At 54.1% G+C, this 22,558-nt stretch carries 17 protein-coding genes and 1 pseudogene; 9 read left to right on the top strand and 9 right to left on the bottom strand.

What is annotated here, in order from left to right; genetic code table 11:
- Positions 1 to 11: 11 nt before the first annotated feature.
- Positions 12 to 1,421 (bottom strand): DNA recombination protein RmuC, encoded by a 1,410-nt coding sequence (gene rmuC, locus ACH1XZ_RS21835; RefSeq protein WP_395597147.1) that lies wholly within the window; start codon positions 1,419 to 1,421, stop codon positions 12 to 14.
- Positions 1,422 to 1,563: 142 nt separating this feature from the next.
- Entirely contained in the window at positions 1,564 to 2,325 is a 762-nt protein-coding gene (udp, locus tag ACH1XZ_RS21830; protein ID WP_395597146.1) for a uridine phosphorylase, read from the bottom strand.
- A gap of 237 nt (positions 2,326 to 2,562) precedes the next feature.
- Here udp and ACH1XZ_RS21825 point away from each other — a divergent pair, with 237 nt between their 5' ends.
- Complete coding sequence (locus tag ACH1XZ_RS21825) at positions 2,563 to 3,375, top strand: dienelactone hydrolase family protein (protein ID WP_395597145.1); 813 nt, start codon at positions 2,563 to 2,565, stop codon at positions 3,373 to 3,375.
- A gap of 45 nt (positions 3,376 to 3,420) precedes the next feature.
- On the opposite strand, the gene metE is transcribed toward ACH1XZ_RS21825, so the two are convergent.
- Positions 3,421 to 5,682, bottom strand: a complete 2,262-nt coding sequence (gene metE, locus ACH1XZ_RS21820; protein WP_395597157.1) for a 5-methyltetrahydropteroyltriglutamate--homocysteine S-methyltransferase — start codon at positions 5,680 to 5,682, stop codon at positions 3,421 to 3,423.
- A gap of 235 nt (positions 5,683 to 5,917) precedes the next feature.
- Here metE and metR point away from each other — a divergent pair, with 235 nt between their 5' ends.
- A complete protein-coding gene (metR, locus tag ACH1XZ_RS21815; RefSeq protein WP_395597144.1) occupies positions 5,918 to 6,871 on the top strand; it encodes an HTH-type transcriptional regulator MetR in 954 nt (317 codons plus the stop codon).
- On the opposite strand, the gene ACH1XZ_RS21810 is transcribed toward metR, so the two are convergent.
- The 3 genes from ACH1XZ_RS21810 to pldB form a co-directional block, all read right to left on the bottom strand.
- On the bottom strand, positions 6,759 to 7,658 hold the full coding sequence (locus tag ACH1XZ_RS21810) for a carboxylate/amino acid/amine transporter (protein ID WP_395597143.1): 900 nt from the start codon (positions 7,656 to 7,658) through the stop codon (positions 6,759 to 6,761). The two genes, metR and ACH1XZ_RS21810, sit on opposite strands and share 113 nt — an antisense overlap.
- An 85-nt stretch (positions 7,659 to 7,743) precedes the next feature.
- Positions 7,744 to 8,544, bottom strand: a complete 801-nt coding sequence (gene yigL / locus ACH1XZ_RS21805; protein WP_035894413.1) for a sugar/pyridoxal phosphate phosphatase YigL — start codon at positions 8,542 to 8,544, stop codon at positions 7,744 to 7,746.
- Positions 8,545 to 8,585: 41 nt separating this feature from the next.
- Entirely contained in the window at positions 8,586 to 9,581 is a 996-nt protein-coding gene (pldB, locus tag ACH1XZ_RS21800; RefSeq protein WP_395597142.1) for a lysophospholipase L2, read from the bottom strand.
- A 622-nt stretch (positions 9,582 to 10,203) separates the two neighbouring features.
- Here pldB and ACH1XZ_RS21795 point away from each other — a divergent pair.
- From ACH1XZ_RS21795 to rhtB, 6 genes and pseudogenes are all read left to right on the top strand, one after another.
- A complete protein-coding gene (locus tag ACH1XZ_RS21795) occupies positions 10,204 to 10,629 on the top strand; it encodes a winged helix-turn-helix domain-containing protein (RefSeq protein WP_395597141.1) in 426 nt (141 codons plus the stop codon).
- A 77-nt stretch (positions 10,630 to 10,706) separates the two neighbouring features.
- Positions 10,707 to 11,426 carry a hypothetical protein gene (locus ACH1XZ_RS21790; protein ID WP_395597140.1) on the top strand — a complete coding sequence of 240 codons (720 nt, stop codon included), beginning with the start codon at positions 10,707 to 10,709 and terminating at the stop codon, positions 11,424 to 11,426.
- Positions 11,427 to 11,492: 66 nt separating this feature from the next.
- Positions 11,493 to 15,551 (top strand): annotated as a pseudogene (locus ACH1XZ_RS21785) (YadA-like family protein); the annotation flags it as partial.
- A 75-nt stretch (positions 15,552 to 15,626) separates the two neighbouring features.
- The gene (locus tag ACH1XZ_RS21780) at positions 15,627 to 16,424 is read left to right on the top strand and encodes an OmpA family protein (protein ID WP_336285805.1); all 798 of its coding nucleotides are present in this window, start codon (positions 15,627 to 15,629) and stop codon (positions 16,422 to 16,424) included.
- Between the two features lie 5 nt (positions 16,425 to 16,429).
- A complete protein-coding gene (locus ACH1XZ_RS21775; protein ID WP_395597138.1) occupies positions 16,430 to 17,395 on the top strand; it encodes a hypothetical protein in 966 nt (321 codons plus the stop codon).
- A gap of 218 nt (positions 17,396 to 17,613) precedes the next feature.
- Positions 17,614 to 18,234: a homoserine/homoserine lactone efflux protein gene (gene rhtB, locus ACH1XZ_RS21770; RefSeq protein WP_395597137.1), complete on the top strand. Its 621-nt coding sequence runs from the start codon at positions 17,614 to 17,616 to the stop codon at positions 18,232 to 18,234.
- Positions 18,235 to 18,404: 170 nt separating this feature from the next.
- Here rhtB and rhtC read toward each other — a convergent pair whose 3' ends face one another.
- The 3 genes from rhtC to pldA all read right to left on the bottom strand — a co-directional run bounded on the left by rhtC (position 18,405) and on the right by pldA (position 21,920).
- The gene (gene rhtC / locus ACH1XZ_RS21765; protein WP_395597136.1) at positions 18,405 to 19,025 is read right to left on the bottom strand and encodes a threonine export protein RhtC; all 621 of its coding nucleotides are present in this window, start codon (positions 19,023 to 19,025) and stop codon (positions 18,405 to 18,407) included.
- An 81-nt stretch (positions 19,026 to 19,106) separates the two neighbouring features.
- On the bottom strand, positions 19,107 to 20,936 hold the full coding sequence (recQ, locus tag ACH1XZ_RS21760) for an ATP-dependent DNA helicase RecQ (protein WP_395597135.1): 1,830 nt from the start codon (positions 20,934 to 20,936) through the stop codon (positions 19,107 to 19,109).
- 117 nt (positions 20,937 to 21,053) lie between these two features.
- Positions 21,054 to 21,920 carry a phospholipase A gene (gene pldA, locus ACH1XZ_RS21755; protein WP_395597134.1) on the bottom strand — a complete coding sequence of 289 codons (867 nt, stop codon included), beginning with the start codon at positions 21,918 to 21,920 and terminating at the stop codon, positions 21,054 to 21,056.
- A 159-nt stretch (positions 21,921 to 22,079) separates the two neighbouring features.
- Here pldA and yigI point away from each other — a divergent pair, with 159 nt between their 5' ends.
- Positions 22,080 to 22,547, top strand: a complete 468-nt coding sequence (gene yigI / locus ACH1XZ_RS21750) for an acyl-CoA thioesterase YigI (protein ID WP_395597133.1) — start codon at positions 22,080 to 22,082, stop codon at positions 22,545 to 22,547.
- The last annotated feature ends 11 nt before the right edge of the window (positions 22,548 to 22,558 follow it).

Raw genomic sequence — 22,558 nt, 5'->3', positions numbered from 1 at the left:
CGGCGAGCGTCTTAGCGACGTTCTGCGGCTAACGGATTGTCATCATTCGTGTCTGTGTCGTCACGCAGACGAAAATCATCGTCCTGTGCTGTCGCCTGTTCAACCAGTTCCGGATTAATCTCGCGTTTTACCTCCACCCCAAGGTGGCGGAACGCTTCGGCCTGCGTAAGCAGGTTCCCGCGCCCGGTAGTGAGCTTTTTCATCGCCTGCCGGTAGTTTTCCTGCGCTTTATCGATGCTCTGGCCAATGGCTGACATGTCGTCCACGAAAAGGCGCATTTTGTCATATAAGCGGCTTGCGCGTTCAGCAATATGCTGCGCATTTCGGCTTTGGTGTTCGTAGCGCCAGAGGTTGGCGATGGTCCGCAGCGCCACCAGCAGCGTGGTTGGGCTTACCAGCATGATATTGTTTTTGAGCGCTTCGCTGATAAGTTCGGGCTGACGGTCCAGCGCCAGCAAAAATGCTGGCTCGACGGGAATAAACATCAGGACATAGTCCAGCGAACGTAGCCCCGGAAGCTGCTGGTAATCTTTGCGCCCCAGCATCCGGATATGGTTACGCACGGCGGCAATATGCTCCTGCAGCGCGGCTTCGCGAGTGTAATCATCTTCGGCGTTAAAGTAGCGCTCGTAGGCCACCAGCGTCATTTTGGCATCTACCACCACGTCTTTGCGGTGCGGCAAGCGCACGATGACGTCAGGCTGCATGCGAGAGTTCGCATCCGTATTGATGCTGACCTGAGTTTCGTATTCATGCCCTTCCCGCAGGCCAGAAGCCTCCAGCACGCGCGTGAGCACGACTTCGCCCCAGTTGCCCTGGGTTTTGTTGTCGCCTTTTAGCGCGCGAGTCAGGTTAACCGCTTCCTGCGCCATCTGGGCGTTGAGCTGCTGGAGGTTACGAATTTCATGCGCCAGCGTATGACGCTCGCGCGCCTCCTGACCAAAGCTCTCCTGAACCTGACGGCGAAAACCATCAAGCTGCTCACGAAGCGGCGTCAGCAAGCCGTGCAGGCTCTGACGGTTCTGTTCGTCTACCCGGCGGTTACTCTGCTCGAAAATACGGTTAGCCAGATTTTCAAACTGCTCGCTCAGACGCTGCTCGCTGTTGAGCATCAAACGGTATTTTTCATCACCGTGCTGCCGCGTGGTCTCCAGCAGCGTAGTGACCTCGCGCAAATCGACCTCCAGCGACGAGTTGATTTCCCGCAGGCTGCGCAGTTCGTTGTTGAGTAGTTCGCACTCTTCGCGCCAGTGGGCATTCTGGGCAACTTGCTGTTTTGCCGCGCTGAGCTCACCATACACATCACGCTCTTCGGCTAGCTGTTCCGCCCGCTGCTGCGCCACGCGATAGCTCGCCGCCAGCCAGCCAATCGCCATGCCCGCTAGCGCGACCAACGCATAAATCACTACGGCAATATCCACAACGCCCCCTGCTTAAACCCGTTATCTGCACAAAATAGAATTGTGCTGTATAAACGTCCAGTTTCAAAGCAGTTTCCTGCGAGCCTCTACGCAAAAAGAAAAAGGCCGAACAAGTCGGCCTTTTACATTGGCGATACGCGGACTACAGCAGGCGGCGAGCCGCTTCCACCACGATTTTCACCGCGTGACTTTCAGTCTGCTTCATCGTCTCAGCGTTCGGGATTTCCTGCTGGGTACGGTTAACGATAACGCCAGCCACCATCCCGGCACGCAGACCCTGGCTTGAGCACATGGTCAGCAGCGTCGCGGATTCCATCTCGTAGTTCATCACGCCCATTGACTGCCACTCTTCCATGGAGCCTTTGAAGTTTCTCACTACGCGGCCGGAGAAGGTGTCATAACGTTCCTGACCCGGGTAGAAAGTGTCAGAAGAGGCGGTGACGCCCACGTGAGTGGTTGCGCCTACTGATTTCGCCGCTTCTACCAGTGCAGTCGTACACGCGAAGTCAGCAACGGCTGGATATTCCATCGGCGCAAAGTGCAGGCTCGCCCCGTCCAGACGAACGGAAGCCGTCGTCACCAGTACGTCACCGACGTTGATGTTCGGCTGAATAGCGCCAGTGGTACCAACGCGCAGGAAAGTACGAATACCCAACTGCGCCAGTTCTTCCACAGCGATAGAGGTGGATGGGCCACCGATACCGGTAGAGCAAACGATCACTGACTTGCCGTCGAGCTCGGCACGCCAGGAAGTAAATTCACGGTGAGATGCCAGTTTTACCGGCTTTTCCATCAGCGCGGCGATCTTTTCCACACGTTCCGGGTCACCAGGGACGATAGCAATCGTGGCCCCTTGAAGGTCGCTTTTGGTGAGGCCGAGATGAAAAACATCAGACTTGGACATAAAGAACTCCTCTGTGGTTCAGTTTTGTCAGAAGAAGCAAAAATGTACTTTATAGAAGACCACGATATCTTTTCGTGACTACCATCACTAAGAGTTAAAAATATTACATTAAATTCCATGCAATTAGTGATTCACATCACATTAACAAGTTATTGTTATCACCTGCTGCACAAAAATACGCCGCATTCAGGCACTGTGAATCGGCTATGAGTTCATTAAAAGGGTACGGAGAATGCCATGACAATCAACAAACAACCTGGATTTGCCCCTGCTGCTTCGCCTCATGCCTCAACCGCTATTCATACCTCCGACGAGAGCATCTCGGCGGGAGAAACGTCTATTCCTTCACAAGGTGAGATGCTGCCGGCGTACTACGCGCGCCCCAAACACAGCGACGCGCCGCTGCCGATAATCATCGTAGTGCAGGAGATTTTTGGTGTCCACGAACACATCCGTGATATTTGCCGCCGTCTGGCGCTGGAGGGCTATCTGGCGATCGCACCAGAGCTCTACTTCCGTCAGGGCGATCCTAATGATTACGCTGACATCCCTACACTGTTTGCTGGCCTGGTCTCAAAAGTTCCCGATGCGCAGGTTCTTGCCGACCTCGACCACGTTGCCAGTTGGGCTGCGCGCAACGGTGGTGACGCGAGCCGCCTGGGCATCACCGGTTTTTGCTGGGGTGGGCGCATTACGTGGCTCTATGCCGCACATAACCCGCAGTTGAAAGCCGCCGTTGCCTGGTATGGCCGCCTGGTCGGTGATAAAACGCTGAACAACCCAAAAAACCCGGTAGATATCGCCGTCGATCTGAGCGCGCCAGTGCTGGGGCTGTACGGTGGAGAGGATACGGGTATCCCGCTGGATTCCGTCGAAACCATGCGCCATGCACTGCGCGCGGCGAATGCAAAAGCAGACATCGTGGTTTATCCAGACGCTGGGCATGCGTTTAACGCCGATTACCGCCCGAGCTATCATGAAGAGTCAGCTAAAGACGGCTGGCAGCGCATGCTGGCATGGTTTGCGCAGTACAATGGGAAAAAAGGCTAAGCCTTATATAAAGCAAAACGGAGGCAAATGCCTCCATTTAATTTCTTACGCCTGACGCAGATTCTGCGCCGCTTTTACCATGTTCGCCAGCGCCGCGCGGGTTTCCGGCCAGCCGCGAGTTTTCAGACCGCAGTCCGGGTTCACCCACAAACGTTCTGCCGGGATACGCTGCTCAGCTTTCTTCAGCAGGGCTTCAATCCACTCCACGCTTGGCACGTTCGGCGAGTGAATGTCATAGACGCCCGGCCCGATTTCGTTCGGGTAATCGAACTCTTCAAACGACTCCAGAAGCTCCATGTCTGAACGGGAGGTTTCAATGGTAATCACATCCGCATCCAGCGCCGCGATAGAATCCATGATGTCGTTGAATTCGCAGTAACACATGTGGGTGTGGATTTGCGTGTCATCTTGCGCCACCGCGGCGTTAATGCGGAAGGCTTCCACGCCCCACTCCAGATAGGCCGCCCAGTCGCTGCGACGTAACGGCAGACCTTCACGCAGCGCCGGTTCGTCAATCTGAATAATACCGATGCCAGCCGCTTCCAGATCCGCCACTTCATCACGCAGCGCCAGCGCAATCTGCTTAGCTATGGTTTCGCGGGTCACATCTTCACGCGGGAAGGACCAGCAAAGAATCGTGACCGGGCCGGTCAGCATCCCTTTCACCGGTTTGTCGGTCAGAGATTGGGCGTACTTCGCCCACTCCACGGTGATCGCTTCCGGGCGGCTGACATCGCCAATGACAACCGGCGGCTTCACGCAGCGGGAACCGTAGCTCTGCACCCAGCCGTTCTGGGTGAAGACGAAGCCGTCGAGGTGTTCACCGAAGTATTCCACCATGTCGTTACGCTCGGCTTCACCGTGCACCAGCACGTCAAGACCCAGGCGCTCCTGCTCAATTATCGCCTGCTTGATATGTTCAGCAATCCCGGTGCGGTAGTGGTTGGCATCCAGGTTACCTTTTTTGAAGTCCAGACGCAGGCCGCGGATTTCCGTGGTTTGCGGGAAAGAGCCGATGGTTGTGGTCGGCCAGGCCGGGAGATTAAAGCGCGCGCGCTGCGCTTCAGCGCGTACCAGGTAGGCGCTATTGCGCTGACTGTCTTTGGCGGTAATCGCCGCCAGACGCTGTTCTACTGCCGCATTGTGTACGCGGGTTGAATGACGGCGAGCCTGAATCGGCGCGCTCCACTCGACCAGCGACCCTGTGTCGCCGGTATTTAGCGCATCGCGAAGCAGCGCCAGCTCACCACATTTTTGCAGGGCGAAGGCGAACCAGCTCTTCACTTCCGCGTCCAGACGGGTTTCGACGCTGAGATCAATTGGGCTGTGCAGCAGGGAGCAGGAAGAGGCGACCCAGAGTTCACGTTTTCCAACCAGCGTTTTAATCTGCGCATACTTTTCAGTGAGATCGGCGCGCCAGACGTTACGACCATTAATCAGGCCTGCAGAGAGCAACCAGTCCGCCGGTAGGCGCTGATGCAGCGCTTCAACATCATCTTTACCGTGTACCAGATCAACATGCAGCCCCTGCACCGGTAGCGCAGCGATGGTGTCCAGATTCGGCGTCACGCCTTCGAAATAGGTGGTGAGCAGCAGCTTCACGTGCCCCTGCAGCGCATCATAGGCCGGTTTGAACGCGTTCAGCCACGCCTGTGGCAGTTCAAGAACCAGTGCTGGTTCATCAATCTGCACCCACTCAATACCCCGTTTTGCCAGCTCGGCCAGTACCTGCTGGTACACCGGAAGAATGTCGTTTAGCAGGGTCAGGCGGTCAAACTGCTCACCCTTCACTTTACCCAGCCATAGGTAGGTTACCGGCCCCAGCAGGACAGGCTTCACATTGTGGCCGAGCGCCAGCGCTTCGTCGACTTCGTCCAGCAGCTGGGTCCAGGTCAGCTTGAACTGCTGGCCTTGGGTGAACTCGGGCACCATGTAGTGATAGTTGGTGTTAAACCATTTGGTCATTTCTGCCGCCGCCGCAGGTTCACCGGTCGGTGCGCGGCCACGGCCAATACGGAATAGGGTGTCGATATCGACGGAACCGTCTTTGTTCTGGTGGCGAGCCGGGACGTTGCCTAACAGCAGACTGGTGGTCAGTACGTGATCGTACCAGGCGAAGTCACCCACCGGTAACAGGTCGATACCCGCTTGCTTCTGCTGTTCCCAATGACGGGCGCGCAGCTCACGGCCAACAGCCAGCAGTTCTTCACGGGAGGCGTTACCCGCCCAATAGCTCTCTTGCGCTTTTTTCAGCTCGCGACGCAGGCCAACGCGAGGGAAACCGAGGGTGTGGTTTTGAATAGTCATCATATGCCTCTCTTAATTGTTGAAATCCTTTGGATTTTCAATTTAGGGAAGGCAGCAAGTTTATGAATCCCCGGGAGCTTACTTAAGTAAGTGACTGGGGTGAATAAACGCAGCCAACGCACCATAAATTTAAAAGACGAAGGATTTTAGCCGTCCAGATGTTTACACATCCATAATGTGAATGTACTGTATAATCCTCAAGCGCAAATTGTTCATGCCGAAGTGAAGGACTTTCATGATCGAAATTAAACATCTGAAAACGCTCCAGGCGTTGCGGAACAGTGGTTCTCTGGCAGCCGCCGCGGCGACGCTGCATCAGACCCAATCCGCCCTGTCTCACCAGTTCAGCGATCTGGAGCAACGCCTTGGCTTCCGGCTGTTCGTACGTAAAAGCCAGCCGCTGCGCTTTACCCCGCAGGGTGAAATCCTGCTGCAGCTGGCAAACCAGGTGCTACCGCAGATAGCCCAAGCGCTGCAGGCGTGCCACGAGCCGCAGCAGACGACCCTGCGCATCGCCATCGAATGTCATAGCTGTATTCAGTGGCTGACCCCTGCGCTGGAGAATTTCCGCAAGCAGTGGCCGCAGGTTGAAATGGACTTTAAGTCCGGCGTGACCTTCGACCCGCAGCCTGCCCTTCAGCAGGGCGAGCTGGATGTCGTGCTCACCTCTGACATCCTGCCGCGCAGCGGCCTGCATTATTCGCCAATGTTTGACTTTGAAGTACGACTGGTCCTGTCGCCGGACCACCCGCTGGCGACCAAAGCGCGCATTACGCCGGAAGATTTGGCATCAGAAACGCTGCTGATTTACCCGGTACAGCGCCAGCGCCTGGATATCTGGCGCCACTTTCTGCAGCCCGCTGGCATAAGTCCGCAGCTGAAAAGCGTGGATAACACGTTGCTGTTGGTGCAGATGGTTGCCGCGCGGATGGGTATTGCCGCCCTGCCGCACTGGGTGGTGGAGAGCTTTGAGCGCCAGGGTCTGATTGTAACCAAGACCCTGGGCGAAGGGCTGTGGAGCCGGCTGTACGCCGCCGCGCGCGATGGCGAGCAGCGCCAGCCGGTAATGGATGCGTTTATTCGCTCAGCGCGGAATCACGCTTGCGATCATCTGCCGTTTGTGAAGAACGCGGAGCGACCCAATGGCGATGCACCCACAGTGAGGCCAATATCACCGCAGCCCCTGTGAGGAAGCTCGGCCAGTGAGGCTGTTGATGCCAGATAGCCAGATTCACCAGCAGCCCCGCCGGGACATGCATGTTGTTCATAATCCCTAAGGTGCCCGCATCCACCTGCGTGGCGCCGTAGTTCCACATAAAGTAGCCAATCCCCGAAGCCACCACCCCAAGGAACACCAGAATCCCCCACTGCGGCAGAGTCTGCGGCATTTTCTGCGCGTTGCCGAGCAGCATCCAGGCCACCGCCGCCACCAGAAACGCCCCAAGGTAGAACCAGGCAAAGGCGTTATGCTGCGGCATTGGCCGGGTTTCCATCAGTCGCTTGTAGCCCACCATGCCAATCGCAAAGACGATATTGGAAAGCTGCACCAGGATTAGCCCCGTCCAGAAGTGGTTAGTGATATGGTCATAGCGAATAATCCCCGCGCCGATCACCGCCAGCAGTGCGCTAAACGCGTAGCTCCAGCGTAGGCGACGGCCGCTCATCAGGTCATAAATCAGCGTGATGTAAAGCGGTGTGAGGACGGTAAACAGCAGCAGTTCAGACACGGTGAGGTAGAGATAAGCGTGGAAGCTCAGCATGTACATGATGCCAAGCTGCATTGCGCCCACCAGCATGTACAAACCAACGGTTTTCAGGCTGTGCCAGCGGGTACGCAGGAACGGCAGGAAGACCAGCGCCGCCAAGCCGACGCGAACCAGCACCGCAAAGTAGCTGTCGACGTGTCCGGCAAGGTACTCGCCGTAGAAGCTAAAAGAGAAAGCCCACAGAATCGTGGTAATAATCAGGAGCGCCACAATGAATGTCTCATAGGAAGATGAGCATTCATTGTAGCGGAGTTACCGGTTGACAACTGACCACTAAATAGCCAGTTGTTGATAATTAACGCAGATACATGTCGCGCAGGAAGTGCGGAACGGCGTCATCGGCGTTCGAGCCGATCACTTCAAGCTCCGGATGCAGGTCTTTAAGGCGCTGGTGCGCACCCTCCATAATGCAGCCTTTCCCCGCCATCGACAGCATTTCAGCGTCGTTCATCCCATCGCCAAACGCGATGCAGTCTTTCAGGGTATAGCCCATCGCTTTCGCCACCGCTTCCAGCGCATGCCCTTTCGACACGCCGCCCGCCATCACTTCCAGACAGGTGAGCGTGGAGAAGCTGACGTTGACGCGATCGCCCCAGCGCGCGTTAATTGCCTGCTCAAGCGGCAACAGCGTTTCGTGGTCGTTGCAGGTGAAGAACACCTTGCTGACCCCTTCCGGCTCCAGCATACCCGGCTCATACAGGGTGTAGTTGAAGACCGCTTCTTTGAAGAAACGCATCTCTTCCGGGCGATGGCGGTTCATAAACCATTCGTCTTCACGATAAACGTTGGTGACGATATCCGGATTCGCATTCACGATCCCGAAGAGATCGGCGGCAATATCGCGATCGAGGTTATGGGCGAAGACCTGCTTTCCGTCGGCATCGTGTACGCGCGCGCCGTTGGAGGTGATCATGTAGGATTTGATCCCCAGATTATCGCGAATCTGCCCCACATCGATGTAGTGACGGCCAGTGGCGAAAACGAAGTTCAGGCCACGCTCGGTGAGCAGCTTCAGCGTTTCTTTCGCATAAGGCGTTAAGTGGTGATCAGGGGAGAGTAAGGTGCCATCTAAGTCAGATGCAACAACCTGGTACATATTCGAATTTAACCTCTAAACAGTGCGGCGCTGGCGCCGAATTAACGATGTCGATGGAAAAAATCGACGATGGCAGTGAGTGCGACTGAGCGCATAGCGTCCTTTTCAAAAAGGATCTCATGATAGGCGCCCTGTATGACAAGCGGCTTACCGCCATCACAAGGATGGCCCGCTTCGGCGCGAATTTCGCAATAACGATCGTGCATGCGATTATCAACGACGCGTTCTTCCTCCGCCTGAACCACCAGAGTTGGGAAAGCATCTTTCACGGCGCTCGCAAGAATTTGCTCTCCGGCCAGAATGCCCTCTCTTACCCAGTGATAGGTCGGCCCACCAACGCGCAAGCGGGGTTCATCAGCAAAAAAACGAACATTACGACGGTAACGCTCACGGCTATGGGTCAGGACATTAAGGCTAAACGGCAATGCATGCCATCTCCCCGTCCCCATTGCATACCCTTCCCGAAGACGCTGATGGCCCTCAGCCCAATCGAGAAGCGGCCTAACCACCCATTCCGGCAGGCGCATAATAATACCGAACATCGGCGCACAAAGCGCGATCGCGTCGCAGCCATCGGGATAGCGTTGTAGGAACTGCGTTGCAATCGCTCCCCCCATAGAATGGGCAAGGATAAAGCGATGTTCCCACGGCCCAGCCAACACCTCTTGCTGCCAGAAGATGGCAAAATCATCAACATAATCGCTAAACTGCACCACATGGCCGCGCTGATCATCGGAGAGCATACGGTCCGAACGCCCCTGACCGCGATGGTCAAGGATTAACACATCAAAACCACTGCGGAACAGATCATAAGCCACTTCGGCGTACTTTACATAGCTTTCACCGCGACCCGGACTCACGACCACAACGCAACGATTACCCGGCGCGCTAAAACGAACAAAGCACAACAAGAGGCCGTCCGCGCCCACAATCTTTCCTTCCTCACGCAGTTGCCAGAAATCGATCAGCGGCCCGAGCGTAAAGGCAGAAAAAGTGCTTTCTCGCGAATCCCATTCCTTCTTATTGTGTTGCGACATAGCAATGTCATCCTACATAGCTGGGCATAATTGTTTCCGGGACGACCAACGCACGCCTTTATCGGGCGAGCTAAGCGGAAGCCCTCATAAAGCAAGCATGTTCAAGTATATAGCAGATAGCCCGTCGGATGATAAAGACGAATGCAGACGCCAGAAGACGCACCCTCTCAACGACATCCGCCCTACCTGCCCCTACCTCAGTGATTGTCCACACTTCACCGGAGAAATACAAACCCAGCGGTAATCTAAAGCGTCACTCATCACTGTAATACATACAAACGCCCCCTCATGGAATCACGTCCAGTTCGTCACTGAGTACTGAGATCGCCGAAGGGTTAAGTGGAATTTATCACTAACAATAACGACCTATTTAGCATTTTACGCTAATGTATTACATCTAACATAGGCTGAAATAAAAATATAAAAACACCCCAACAATTAGGAAATTATTCTATAAAAAAAGAAATATACAGAAAAATCATCATAAATATGTCCTTTCCTTTGCGGATGAAAAGGCTAAACGCAATGTTCTTATCAGTATTGTTTTTGATATTAATGTCTTTATAATTTTTGATGATATATATATTTGCGCACTTAATGATTATTTATATGGATGTTATAAATGGATTACCACCTATATGGTTTTCTGATAGAAAATGAATTTCACATTGATATCAAAAACAAATGTATTTATAGAATCATGGCCGGTGGAAAAGACAGCAACATAACATTCAGCGTTTTATATCTTAATGACACAATGATGCGTTTTTTTTTGTATTTACTGATCCATGCACGTAACAATTTTGTAGCAAGAGATGAGGTTTTAAAAAGCGTTTGGGACGAAAATAATCTTAGCTCATCAAACACGCGCTTATGGCAAGTGTTAACTAATATGCGGAAAAAATTTAAGCATCTGAACATGCCCGAGGATCTCATCCAGCATGTGAAAAAAAAAGGATACATAATTAGATGCAAAAACATCGTTCCGTTATATTATAAGAAAGATGAAAGTCACGATTTCATAAACATCAGTGATTCAAAAAAATAACACATACGTATACCTAATGATTCACAATTAAATCAATTGTTTTTCCATAAAAATAATAAAATGGGACGTTTATTATTATGAGCAAAACATATACTTGCATGCAGGATGCATTTATTAAAAACATAACATTACCGTTAATTATTGCATTAACCGGGATCTATTTACTGATTGCATTAACTCACTCTGCCACCGCATCTCCCATCCAGGAACTGTCATCTAAAATCCTGTTACAACGCGCTATTAGCGCGGATCTCGCAGGCAGACCTCAACAGGCCCGAGTGATTTACGACAGCATCAAGGACCGTGAAATATCTGACATCGCAGCGGTACCTTCTGCAATAAACTTAGTGGCTATGGGCCGTCTTTCCGACGCACAAAATACGTTTACAGATATATCAATTAACGGTAGACAGCGTGATAAAGACTATGCCCAGTTATGGTTATTATGGCTAACTGCCCGGCAGTGGTCAGATACGCCAATATCATTACAAAAAGAACTCCAACGACGTGTGCAGTCATATACATGGCAATATCCATGGGAACAAGATATTGCCAAGCTTTATATGGGTGAAGGATCGCCAGAAGCATTGCTGACAGCAATAGATAACTGGAACACCCTGGATACAATCAAGAAAGATGCATTTACGGAAGGTTTGTTTTTTGCCGGTGGATACCTTCAATACGTGAAACATGCGCCCCAGGAGGCAGCAGCGTTATTTAATAAAAACCGAACCAGGCTAAATAAAACGTCTCTTGAGCAACCCTTAATTATCCAGGAACTCTTGGCGCTGAAATAAGCCTAATCATTAAAAATAAATATTGCTATTTCGCAGGGAATGGCGGGAGAACTCATGAATAAAATCTATCGATTAGTCTGGAATCCGTCACTACGGATCTGGGTTGCCGTAAGTGAATTCGCGAAAGCAAAAGGGAAAGGAAAAACGAGTCGTCGTAGTGTAGCAGCTGCAGGCTTAATTGGCGCATTAGCGATAATGCCGCTACAGAATGCTAATGCTTATTATATTGACGGCTCGAGTACTAATAATGGTGATGATGATTCAGTTGCCATCGGCACTAACGCTTACACCGGTATGACGGGCGTGATTCAAACAGGGACGATCAGTACCGGAAATACCAGTATCGATGACAAACCCTTATCCAACGTCGCAATCGGAGAATCGGCCTCAGCGATCTCCGGCGGTATTGCAATGGGCGATCACGCGACCGTGGCAGCGCTGACTGGTGCTACCGACACCGCTGATGCCGGAATTGCCATCGGCAGTTACGCCACATCACGCGGCCAGGGCGCAACGGCTATCGGCGCGGCCTCTCTTGCGGTCGGAACAAATGCGTTAGCGCTGGGTACAGGTTCCGAAGCCGATAACGTTGGTGATATCGCCATTGGTAACGCCGCTCACGCCAGCGTGGTCTCGGACATCGGCGTCTCAGGTACTGAATATAACATTGCGATTGGTAATAAAAGTCAGGCATCTGGCGGGCAAACTGTCGCGCTCGGTAATGGTACTAAAGCCACCGGCAAACAAAGCGTGGCGATTGGCAGTGCCAGTAGCGCGACATCAGAACAAAGCATTTCAATTGGTACTTCAAGCAGCGCAACTGCCAACCAAAGCACCGCGCTCGGCTACAACGCTCGCGCTAACGCCAGTGGAAGCACCGCCATCGGTATCTCGGCAGAAACAAAAGGGGATAACGCCTTTGCTTTGGGGAATGGTTCGCAGGCTCAATCCGCCGACTCCATCGCTTTTGGGAACAATGCAATAAGCTCTGCGGCAAAATCCGTCGCGCTGGGAACCGATTCAAAATCATCAGGCATTAACTCGCTAGCCCTCGGTACCAATGCCAACGCCGTTGCTAACAACAGCGTAGCACTCGGCTCAAACTCGGTTGCGAATACCGCCGTGGGAACCGCCAGCTATGAAATAAATGGCACAACCTATAACTTTGCAGGGATAGATCCATTTGCCACCGTGAGCGTGGGTAAAACAGGCAACGAACGCACCATCACCAACGTCGGCGCGGGCAGAATCAGTGCAACCAGTACCGATGCGATCAACGGATCCCAGCTTTATGCCACTGACGAAGCGATTGATGCGCTGGCCGATCAGGCAGTGAAATACGACACCAACACCGACGGCTCCATTAACTACAACAGCGTCACGCTGGGCGGTGATACCTATAACAGCGCTACCCAGTCCGGCGGTACCACCATCACCAACGTGGCGCGTGGCGTTGATGACAGCGACGCGGTCAACATGTCGCAGCTCAACGAAACCAACGCTGATGTGGACGATATCAATACCGTTATCACCGATATCGCCGGGGACACCAGCGCCACCTATACCGATGCCAACGGTACCGGCATTCGTTATGTCCGCACCAATGAAGAGGGGCTGACCGAAGCCGATTCCTATGCAACCGGCCAGGGCAGCACTGCGGTGGGCTATAACGCCACCTCCGCCGGCGTTAACAGCCTCGCTCTCGGCAACGGCGCACAGGCCAATAACGACGGTGATATCGCACTCGGCGCTGACTCCACAACGGAAGCGGCGGTGGGCACCAGCAGCGTTACCATTAATGGGACGGAGTATGCCTTCGCCGGAACCAGCCCAACCAGCACCGTCAGCATTGGCAGCGCCGGTAACGAACGCACCATCACCAACGTCGCCGCAGGCCAGCTTAGCGAAACCAGCACCGACGCCGTCAACGGCTCACAGCTGAACGCCACCAACCAGGCACTGGAAGATATTTCTGTCGATGTCTCCGGGCTGGACGATATTGCCGTCAAATACGACACCAACACCGACGGCTCCATTAACTACAACAGCGTGACGCTGGGCGGCGATACCTATAACAGCGCTACCCAGTCCGGCGGTACCACCATCACCAACGTGGCGCGTGGCGTTGATGACAGCGACGCGGTCAACATGTCGCAGCTCAACGAAACCAACGCTGATGTGACCGATATCAATACCGTTATCACCGATATCGCCGGGGACACCAGCGCCACCTATACCGATGCCAACGGTACCGGCATTCGTTATGTCCGCACCAATGAAGAGGGGCTGACCGAAGCCGATTCCTACGCAACCGGCCAGGGCAGCACTGCGGTGGGCTATAACGCCACCTCCGCCGGCGTTAACAGCCTCGCGCTCGGTAACGGCGCGCAGGCCAATAACGACGGTGATATCGCACTCGGCGCTGACTCCACAACGGAAGCGGCGGTGGGCACCAGTGGCGTTACCATTCGCGGCACCGATTACACCTTCGCCGGAACCAGCCCAACCAGCACCGTCAGCGTCGGCAGCGCCGGTAACGAACGCACCATCACCAACGTCGCTGCAGGCCAACTGAGCGAAACCAGCACCGATGCCATCAACGGCTCCCAGCTGTATGCCACCAATCAGGCGCTGGAAAACCTCGATTTAAGCATCGGCACACTGGATGGCGCCGCAGTCAAATACGACACCAACGCCGACGGCTCGGTGAACTACAACAGCATTACGCTGGGTGGTGACGAATACGATAGCGACACCAAAACCGGCGGTACCACCATCACCAACGTCGCCTGGGGGGTGAACGACAGCGATGCCGTCAACGTTCAGCAGTTAAATGCAGCCACCAGCTCAATCTATAACAGCGGCAGCAAGTACTTCCATGCCAACTCCGAAAAAGCCGATTCCGCTGCTAATGGCACCGACTCTGTCGCGGTAGGGCCAAACGCGCAGGCCAATGGCGAGAGTTCCATCGCGATGGGCAATGACGCGGTCGCCACGGGGACGAGCAGTACTGCTATCGGACAAGATGCGCTGTCGGTCGGCAATGACAGCGTAGCGATGGGCACAGGTGCTGTTGCCAGCAATGACGGTGACGTCGCGCTGGGTGCAGGTTCAACCACCGGAGAAGCGGTTGCCACTACCGGCACCACCATCCGCGGCCAGGATTACACTTTTGCCGGCACTACCCCGACCAGCACCGTCAGCGTGGGCAGTGAAGGTAATGAACGTACCATCACCAACGTCGCCGCAGGCCAGATCAGCGCCACCAGTACTGATGCGATCAACGGTTCCCAGCTGTATGCCACCAATCAGGCGCTGGAAAACCTGACGATCAATATCGACACGCTCGACAACACCGGCGTGAAGTACGACGTCAACGAAGATGGCAGCATCAACTACGGCAAAATCACCGTTGGTGGAGAGACCTACGATGAATCCACCCATACTGGCGGCACCATCATCAGCAACGTCGCCGACGGTGTGAACGCCAGCGATGCGGTTAACAAAAGCCAGCTCGATACGGTTAACCAGAGCGTCACCAATATCGCGGAAGGTACGGACGGCATGTTCCAGGTGAATAACACCAGCAACCTGTCGAAACCATCCGTCACCGGCAACGATGCCGTCGCAGGGGGCGCGGGTTCCGTTGCCAGCGCCACAAACAGCACGGCGATTGGCACCAGCGCCACCGCCAGCCATGAAAACTCTGTCGCTCTGGGGGCCAACTCCGTCACCGATCGTGAGAACAGCGTTTCTGTGGGCTATTCAGGCGGTGAGCGTCAAATCACCAACGTCGCGGCCGGTACTGCCGATACCGATGCGGTCAACGTCAGCCAGTTGAAACAGACTTATCAGTACACCAACAACAAGTTTAACGACCTGAAAAATATGATTGACGATCAGGACGACAAACTCAGCGCCGGTATCGCAGGCGCAATGGCGATGGCGAGCTTACCGCAGCCTTATTCTGCAGGGGCCAGCATGTTCAGCATGGGCGCAGGCGGTTATGGCGGCGAATCTGCCCTTGCCTTTGGCGTATCCACCGTCTCTGACAACGGCAAATGGGTCACTAAGATGTCCGGCACAACCAATAGCCAGGGTGATATCGGCGCTGCTGTCGGCATCGGTTATCAGTGGTAAGTCTGAGTTAAACAATAGATCCCCGGTACATCGTACCGGGGCGTTAAGAAGGAATTGACGATGAATTATACGAACTATGCGCGTCTGGCCTTGCTGGTTGGCGGCCTGACGTTATTAACCGCCTGTACCCGTTCGGTGAGCGATGTAAATTCAGATGGGAAAACCGAGACTCCCGTTTTCCCGGATAAAACCGATGCCGTGCGTACAGAAGGCAGCTTTGTGAATGTGGATAACCTGAAGCAAATGCGCCCAGGGCTGACCAAAGCCGAAGTGTATGAATTAATCGGTGTGCCACATTTTGATGAAGGCGTCTTCCGGGTAAAAGAGTGGGACTATATTTTCAACTTCACCCAGGCCGACAACTCCGTACGTGTCTGTCAGTACAAGGTCCTGTTTGATTCCGACATGAAAGCGCAAAGCTTCTACTTCCTGCCGGAAAACTGTCTGTCGACCCCAGCAAAACCTGCCGCTGCCCCGGTAGCAGCCCAGATACATCAAGAGTTAAATGCCGAAAGTCTCTTTGCTTTTGGCAGCGCCAGACTGAGTGACGAAGGCGTTCAGCAAGTGAACAGATTAGCTGCCGACCTTAAAGACACGGAAGCTAACGGCAACCTTATTCTGATAAAAGGCTATACCGACCGTATCGGCAGCCCGGCAAGCAATCTGGCGCTCTCTCAGGCTCGTGCGGAATCGGTGAAACAGTTGCTCATCGATAACGGTATCTCTGGCAATATTATTCAGACTCAAGGGATGGGTGATGCGATGCCGCGTGTTTATTGCCCGGGGAAAACCTCTCCAGCTGTGATTCAGTGTCTGGCGCCCAATCGTCGAATGACGCTCGATACCACAGGTAAATAAGCTCGATGAGCAGAAACATGACTATCAGGACCGCCGCCGGCGGTCTTACTCTGCTGGCAGGCGCGTCTACCTTTGCCGCACCCCAGGATCTCCCGATAAAATATATTAGCGCCCCCGCGTATAATATTATTACTGATACCCTTTTTAACCTGACGCCGCTGCTAGCAGGGAAACGTAATAATTTCCTCATGCAACAGGTTTGCGATCTGGCCCGCGGCAATACCACGCAACCAGACGTCAATCGACAGCTACGCCAGAACAAAATAGATATCCAAAAACTGAGTCTGACCGGTGACCTGGGGTACCTTGCCACCACGGGAACGCTCCACGAACGGCAGACCGCCTGTGCTGCCTGGTTGGCGACCTCGGTGTTTTTAAGCGAAGACAATCAGGCCTATTTTAAGAAAGTGGTCAGCGAGGTGCCCGCGCCTCAACCTACTCAGGTTGAAAGCTCCGGGTGGGCATTCTGGAAAACAGAAAGCAAAACGCCCCCTTCTCCACCAACAATAAAAAAGGAGTCGGTGGTCTTTAACCAGGCACGATTTATACAGGATGCCAGATTTAAAATGGCCGTCGCGCGGGCAACCGCGCAGCTTTATGCCGTCACCGCCCAGAATATTCAGGCCAGTAGCCCCGTCAGCGCTCAGACTTACCATGAGTATATCGTCGCAATCGTGCAGAACTATGCGGCGGAATATCTCAAATCAGTAGATACGTTTTATCGCAGCGATGACAACAAAACCCTCACACTGGAGAGCATTACCGCCAGCGGATATAGTCTTCGCAACACTATCGGGAACCGTCTGGTGAAAAACGGCGAAAGCATCCAACTGCTCTCTCGAGACGTACCGTGGCTGGGGGGAGGTAAAATTATGGGGGCTGACTATTATGTAAAAATAGCGATTGTGCCCATCATGAAGGAAAAACCTGTCGTTAAATCTCCCCCGGCAAAATCAGCCAAAAAGAAATAACGTTTAACGTGAAACCGCGACGTCATCGTTTATGCGTCGCGGTTTCTTGCCATCACTCAACGGCACTCGTATTTTCTCTTGTTTATTGGGCTATTACCCGGAAAAACATCGGATATTGCGCCTCGCAGACCACGTTAATCCTTTTTTTCTGATACCTGACCAAATGCAATGCCAGTAGCGTATTGTGGCAAAAAAAACAGACAATCAGGGAGTTTCTCATGACCTTCGAATGGTGGTTCGCCTACCTGCTCACATCCATAATTCTCAGCCTTTCTCCGGGCTCAGGGGCGATCAATACCATGACCACCTCGATTAACCACGGTTATCGCGGAGCTGCGGCATCGATTGCCGGTCTGCAAACCGGCCTGGCTATTCACATCGTGCTGGTTGGCGTAGGCCTCGGGACACTCTTCTCGCGCTCCCTGTTGGCCTTTGAGGTATTGAAATGGGCGGGTGCAGCGTACCTTATCTGGCTCGGTATTCAGCAGTGGCGCGCTGCAGGCTCCATTGATCTGAACACGCTGGCGAAGACGCAAAGCCGTGGCAAGCTGTTCCAGCGCGCAGTATTCGTTAACCTGACCAACCCGAAAAGCATCGTGTTCCTCGCGGCACTATTCCCGCAGTTTATCGTGCCGCACCAGCCGCAGGTTATGCAGTATCTGGTGCTCGGGATAACGACCATCGTCGTAGATATTATCGTGATGATTGGTTACGCCACGCTGGCGCAGCGGATCTCGGCGTGGATTAAAGGACCGAAGCAGATGAAGGCGCTGAACAAAGTGTTTGGTTCGCTGTTTATGCTGGTAGGAGCGCTGCTGGCATCGGCACGGCATGCCTGAATCCGGCGCGCAAAATTTTGTCGCGGGGTGCAGCCCACCACCGGGAGCGGCTATGTCCACGTCCTTATCGAACATCAGAGAACACCGGACTTTCTCCCGATGAACTCCAGCAACTCCGCCACTAAACACCGCACAGCCCACCCGATAACGATACCGAGTGGGCCAACAACTTAGCGCGATATAATCAGGTGAATGCCGAAGCCCGCGAACAACGTGCCCGCCACGCCGTCAATCCACTTCGCCGCACGCTGATAGCCGCGACGCATAGCAGGTAGCGCAAACAGACTCGCCACCACGGTAAACCAGGCCAGCGTTTCAAGGATAATCAGCAAGAAGATCCCCCAGCGTTCGCCCGCGCCGACGTTATCGCCGACAAACAGTGAGAACACCGAGCCAAAGTAGATAATCGCTTTTGGGTTCGCCAGGTTAGTCAGCAGGCCTTTCATAAAGCTGCGCCCGCCCTGAGCCAGTTCAACCTGCGGTTCGGCTGAATCGACCTTCTCTTTCTTCAGCGCCCCACGCAGCATCTGGTAGCCCATCCAGCACAGGTACAGGCCGCCGCCGACCATAATGATGGTGTGCAACCACGCCATTTTTTCGATAATCAGGTGCAGACCAAGCAGCGCGACGCCAGCCCAGACCATCACGCCACAGGTGATCCCCAGCACGCCCATCATCGCTTCTTTGCGCGAGCGGCTAACGGCAGTCTGGGAGACAAAAAAGAAGTCCGGCCCCGGGCTCATCAAAGCAATGATGTGCACCAGCGCGACGGTCAGAAACAGCGTAATCATGATAGACCTACCAAACGGGACGATAAATTCGCGGAAAATAGTACAGTGAGCAACCATCTTTGCACTTTTTCCGCGAACTGACTACTCCTCATCGTCGCCGTCGACGTGAGCGCGGATAAGCGCCAGAAACTCACGGCCAAAACGCTCGAGCTTACGCGTACCAACGCCGTTGACGCTGAGCATATCGCTCGGGGAGATTGGCATTTGTTCAGCCATCTCAATCAGCGTGGCATCGTTGAAGACCACATAAGGCGGGATATTTTCTTCATCGGCAATCGCTTTACGCAGCTTGCGCAGTTTGGCAAACAGCTGTTTGTCATAATTGCCTACCGCCGCTTTCTGCATCACACGCGGCTTCAGCGCCACGATACGCGGTACCGCAAGTTGCAGCGGCGCTTCACCGCGCAACACCGGGCGGGATGCGTCGGTAAGCTGCAGCGCCGAATGTTGAGCAATGTTCTGGGTGACGAAACCTAAGTGGATAAGCTGGCGAATAACGCTGACCCAGTGTTCGTGACTTTTATCGCGCCCCATCCCGTAGACTTTCAGTTTATCGTGGCCGAATTCGCGGATACGCTGGCTGTTCGCACCGCGAATCACCTCAACGACATAGCCCATCCCAAAGCGCTGGTTAACCCGCCCAATGGTGGAGAGCGCAATCTGCGCGTCCTGCACGCCGTCGTACTGTTTCGGTGGGTCGAGGCAGATATCGCAGTTACCGCACGGCTCCTGACGACCTTCGCCAAAGTAGTTGAGCAGCACCAGGCGACGGCAGGTCTGCGCTTCAGCAAACGCCCCCATCGCGTTGAGCTTATGCCGCTCAATGTCCTGCAACATGCCCTCAGGTTTTTCTTCCAGGCAGCGGCGTAGCCACGCCATATCCGCCGGGTCGTAAAACAGCATCGCTTCCGCTGGCAAGCCGTCTCGACCAGCGCGACCGGTCTCCTGATAGTAGGATTCGATATTGCGCGGAATGTCGAAGTGCACCACGAAACGGACGTTAGGCTTGTTGATGCCCATCCCGAAAGCCACGGTAGCCACCACGATTTGCAAATCGTCGCGCTGGAATTTTTCCTGCACGTCGGCGCGCACGTTATTTTCAAGCCCGGCGTGATAGGCCCCCGCGCTGATGCCGCGGCTCTGCAAGCGGGCGGCGGTGTCTTCCACCTTCGCGCGGCTATTGCAGTAAATAATGCCAGATTTACCGCGCTGCTCCTGCACGTAGCGCATCAGTTGGTCGAGAGGCTTGAACTTCTCCATCAGCATGTAGCGAATATTCGGGCGGTCAAAACTGCTGATTTGGATAAACGGATCGTTCAACCCCAGCAGGCGGACAATATCGCTGCGGGTGGTGTCATCGGCGGTGGCGGTCAACGCCATAAACGGCAACGCAGGGAATCGCTGGCGCAGTTGACCCAGGGCGGCATATTCCGGGCGGAAATCATGCCCCCACTGCGAGATACAGTGCGCTTCATCCACCGCCAGCATCGCCGGATTCCAGTGCGCCAGATGCTCAAGGAAGTTATCCAGCATCAGGCGTTCCGGGGCGATATACAGCAGGCGAATCTGCCCGCTGCGGCAGCCAGCCATCACCTCTTGCTGCTGTTCACGAGTTTGAGTGGAGTTAATACAGGCCGCCGCGACGCCGTTCGCCAGCAGCTGATCGACCTGGTCCTTCATCAGCGAGATCAGCGGTGAAACCACCACCGTCAGGCCGTTAAGCACCAGCGCAGGAATTTGATAGCATAGCGATTTACCGCCGCCGGTGGGCATCACGACCAGGCAGTCGCGCCCTTCCAGCACGGTGTCGATAATGGTTTCCTGGCCAGGACGGAACTGCTGGTAGCCAAAGGTCTCTTGCAAAACCTGTTTAGCCAGCGATTCCTGATTTAAAACTTCCGCCTGTGCCACATTGACCCCATTACCGTTAAATAAAAACAGGCGCTATTTTCAGCGCCCGCGTGCCAAACTGCAACGTTTTAGACGAATTCCTTCGGCCATGCTCGCAACAAACCGCAGGATTTTCACTTAAAACAGATCGTTAAGCATCACCCCGACCCCAACGCGAGTCTGGTTAAAGTTATAGTCGATAAGCGATTCACCGTATCCACTATACACCTGAGTATAGAAACGGACGTGCTTAGTGATCGGATAGCTGACGCCAATCTCAGCGCCGCCGTAGCCGGTATTCCAGTTATATTGCCCCTGTGCGCTTAACACGGCATCTCCCAGCTGATAGCCAATTTTCAGCCGGTAATAGCCCATATATTTGGTGATATCCGGGTTATCGTCGGTATCGCCAATCACGTACCAAGGCTTCACTTCGACCAGCCAGTTGCCGTTCTGCGCCATTAAGCGTGTGTACAGACGGTTCCAACTGCGGGAGGTGGGGTCTGAGCGGCCGTTGGAGTCATGGTTATAGCCCATCTCAACGTCGCGAAGCGTCCAGCCCGCAAAGCGGTAGTCGGTCGCAAAACCAAGGAAAAGCTGCGGCTCATAGTTGGTTTCGCGGAATGGCGCAGACTCCTCGCTGTTGGAGAGCTGCCACCATGAACGCTGGGTGTAGGAGGCTGCCAGCACCGAGTTATCCCCCAGAATGCCACGCCACAGCGGGAAGGCCAGGCTAAGCTGGAATTTCACCTCATCTTTGCGCGCATTCTCAGCCCAATCGTAGGAACGAATCGCCTCTTTGTTGAGGTCGCTGGTCCAGGTGTAGAGCAGATAGTTGCTTTCATAGGGGTAGAGCGTGAACGGATTATCATGGTCCTGTAGAAGGTTGGCGATAATACTGCCGCGTACTGCCGGCGCATCGTGCACGTCTTTCATTGTCGCTTCCTGCGCCAGCGCCGCGACAGGCATCAGCAACGCCAGCAGCCCACTTAGTGAGATCCGCATCAATCAACTTCCCCTGAGATATATAAGTAATGGGTAACAAATTGACACGTATTCTACCCGTTTACGCGGTTCTTGCTCATCAAACCTTTCTGAAAGTAGAAATCAACATCCATTAGGCATAAAATCAACATTTTATTAACAATAAAATGTAAGGTTACTATGTCTGCAGAACTCACCGCGGAAGCCGCACTCAAGCTGGTTGGCGAAATCTTTGTCTATCACATGCCGTTCAACCGGGCGCTGAATCTGGAGCTGGAGATCTATGAGAAAGCGTTCGCACAGCTGAGTTTCAACAATCAGCCGATGATGGTCGGCAACTGGGCGCAAAGTATTCTGCACGGCGGGGTGATTGCCTCGGCGCTGGATGTCGCGGCAGGGCTGGTCTGCGTAGGCAGCACGCTGGCCCGCCATGACACCATCAATGAAGATGAGCTAAGACAGCGACTGTCAAAGATGGGCACCATCGACCTGCGCGTCGACTATCTTCGCCCAGGACGCGGCACGCGCTTTACCGCTACCAGCACGCTGCTGCGCGCAGGCAATAAGGTTGCCGTTGCCCGTGTTGAATTGCACAACGAAGAGAAGACGCATATCGCCAGCGCCACGGCGACTTATATGGTGGGATAACCGCCAGAATC

The sequence above is a fragment of the Kluyvera chengduensis genome (assembly GCF_044197065.1).
GTDB classification, from domain to species: domain Bacteria; phylum Pseudomonadota; class Gammaproteobacteria; order Enterobacterales; family Enterobacteriaceae; genus Kluyvera; species Kluyvera ascorbata_C.
This window is presented reverse-complemented; position numbering and strand designations above follow the sequence as displayed.

What these genes read in the sequence shown, in the direction of transcription:
- ACH1XZ_RS21780 (WP_336285805.1), top strand. Translation starts at nt 15,627, where the DNA reads ATGAATTATACGAACTATGCGCGTCTGGCCTTGCTGGTTGGCGGCCTG.
- udp (WP_395597146.1), bottom strand. Translation starts at nt 2,325, where the DNA reads ATGTCCAAGTCTGATGTTTTTCATCTCGGCCTCACCAAAAGCGACCTT.
- ACH1XZ_RS21825 (WP_395597145.1), top strand. Translation starts at nt 2,563, where the DNA reads ATGACAATCAACAAACAACCTGGATTTGCCCCTGCTGCTTCGCCTCAT.
- metR (WP_395597144.1), top strand. Translation starts at nt 5,918, where the DNA reads ATGATCGAAATTAAACATCTGAAAACGCTCCAGGCGTTGCGGAACAGT.
- rhtC (WP_395597136.1), bottom strand. Translation starts at nt 19,025, where the DNA reads ATGATTACGCTGTTTCTGACCGTCGCGCTGGTGCACATCATTGCTTTG.
- ACH1XZ_RS21795 (WP_395597141.1), top strand. Translation starts at nt 10,204, where the DNA reads ATGGATTACCACCTATATGGTTTTCTGATAGAAAATGAATTTCACATT.
- yigL (WP_035894413.1), bottom strand. Translation starts at nt 8,544, where the DNA reads ATGTACCAGGTTGTTGCATCTGACTTAGATGGCACCTTACTCTCCCCT.
- yigI (WP_395597133.1), top strand. Translation starts at nt 22,080, where the DNA reads ATGTCTGCAGAACTCACCGCGGAAGCCGCACTCAAGCTGGTTGGCGAA.
- pldB (WP_395597142.1), bottom strand. Translation starts at nt 9,581, where the DNA reads ATGTCGCAACACAATAAGAAGGAATGGGATTCGCGAGAAAGCACTTTT.
- pldA (WP_395597134.1), bottom strand. Translation starts at nt 21,920, where the DNA reads ATGCGGATCTCACTAAGTGGGCTGCTGGCGTTGCTGATGCCTGTCGCG.
- ACH1XZ_RS21790 (WP_395597140.1), top strand. Translation starts at nt 10,707, where the DNA reads ATGAGCAAAACATATACTTGCATGCAGGATGCATTTATTAAAAACATA.
- metE (WP_395597157.1), bottom strand. Translation starts at nt 5,682, where the DNA reads ATGACTATTCAAAACCACACCCTCGGTTTCCCTCGCGTTGGCCTGCGT.
- ACH1XZ_RS21775 (WP_395597138.1), top strand. Translation starts at nt 16,430, where the DNA reads ATGAGCAGAAACATGACTATCAGGACCGCCGCCGGCGGTCTTACTCTG.
- rhtB (WP_395597137.1), top strand. Translation starts at nt 17,614, where the DNA reads ATGACCTTCGAATGGTGGTTCGCCTACCTGCTCACATCCATAATTCTC.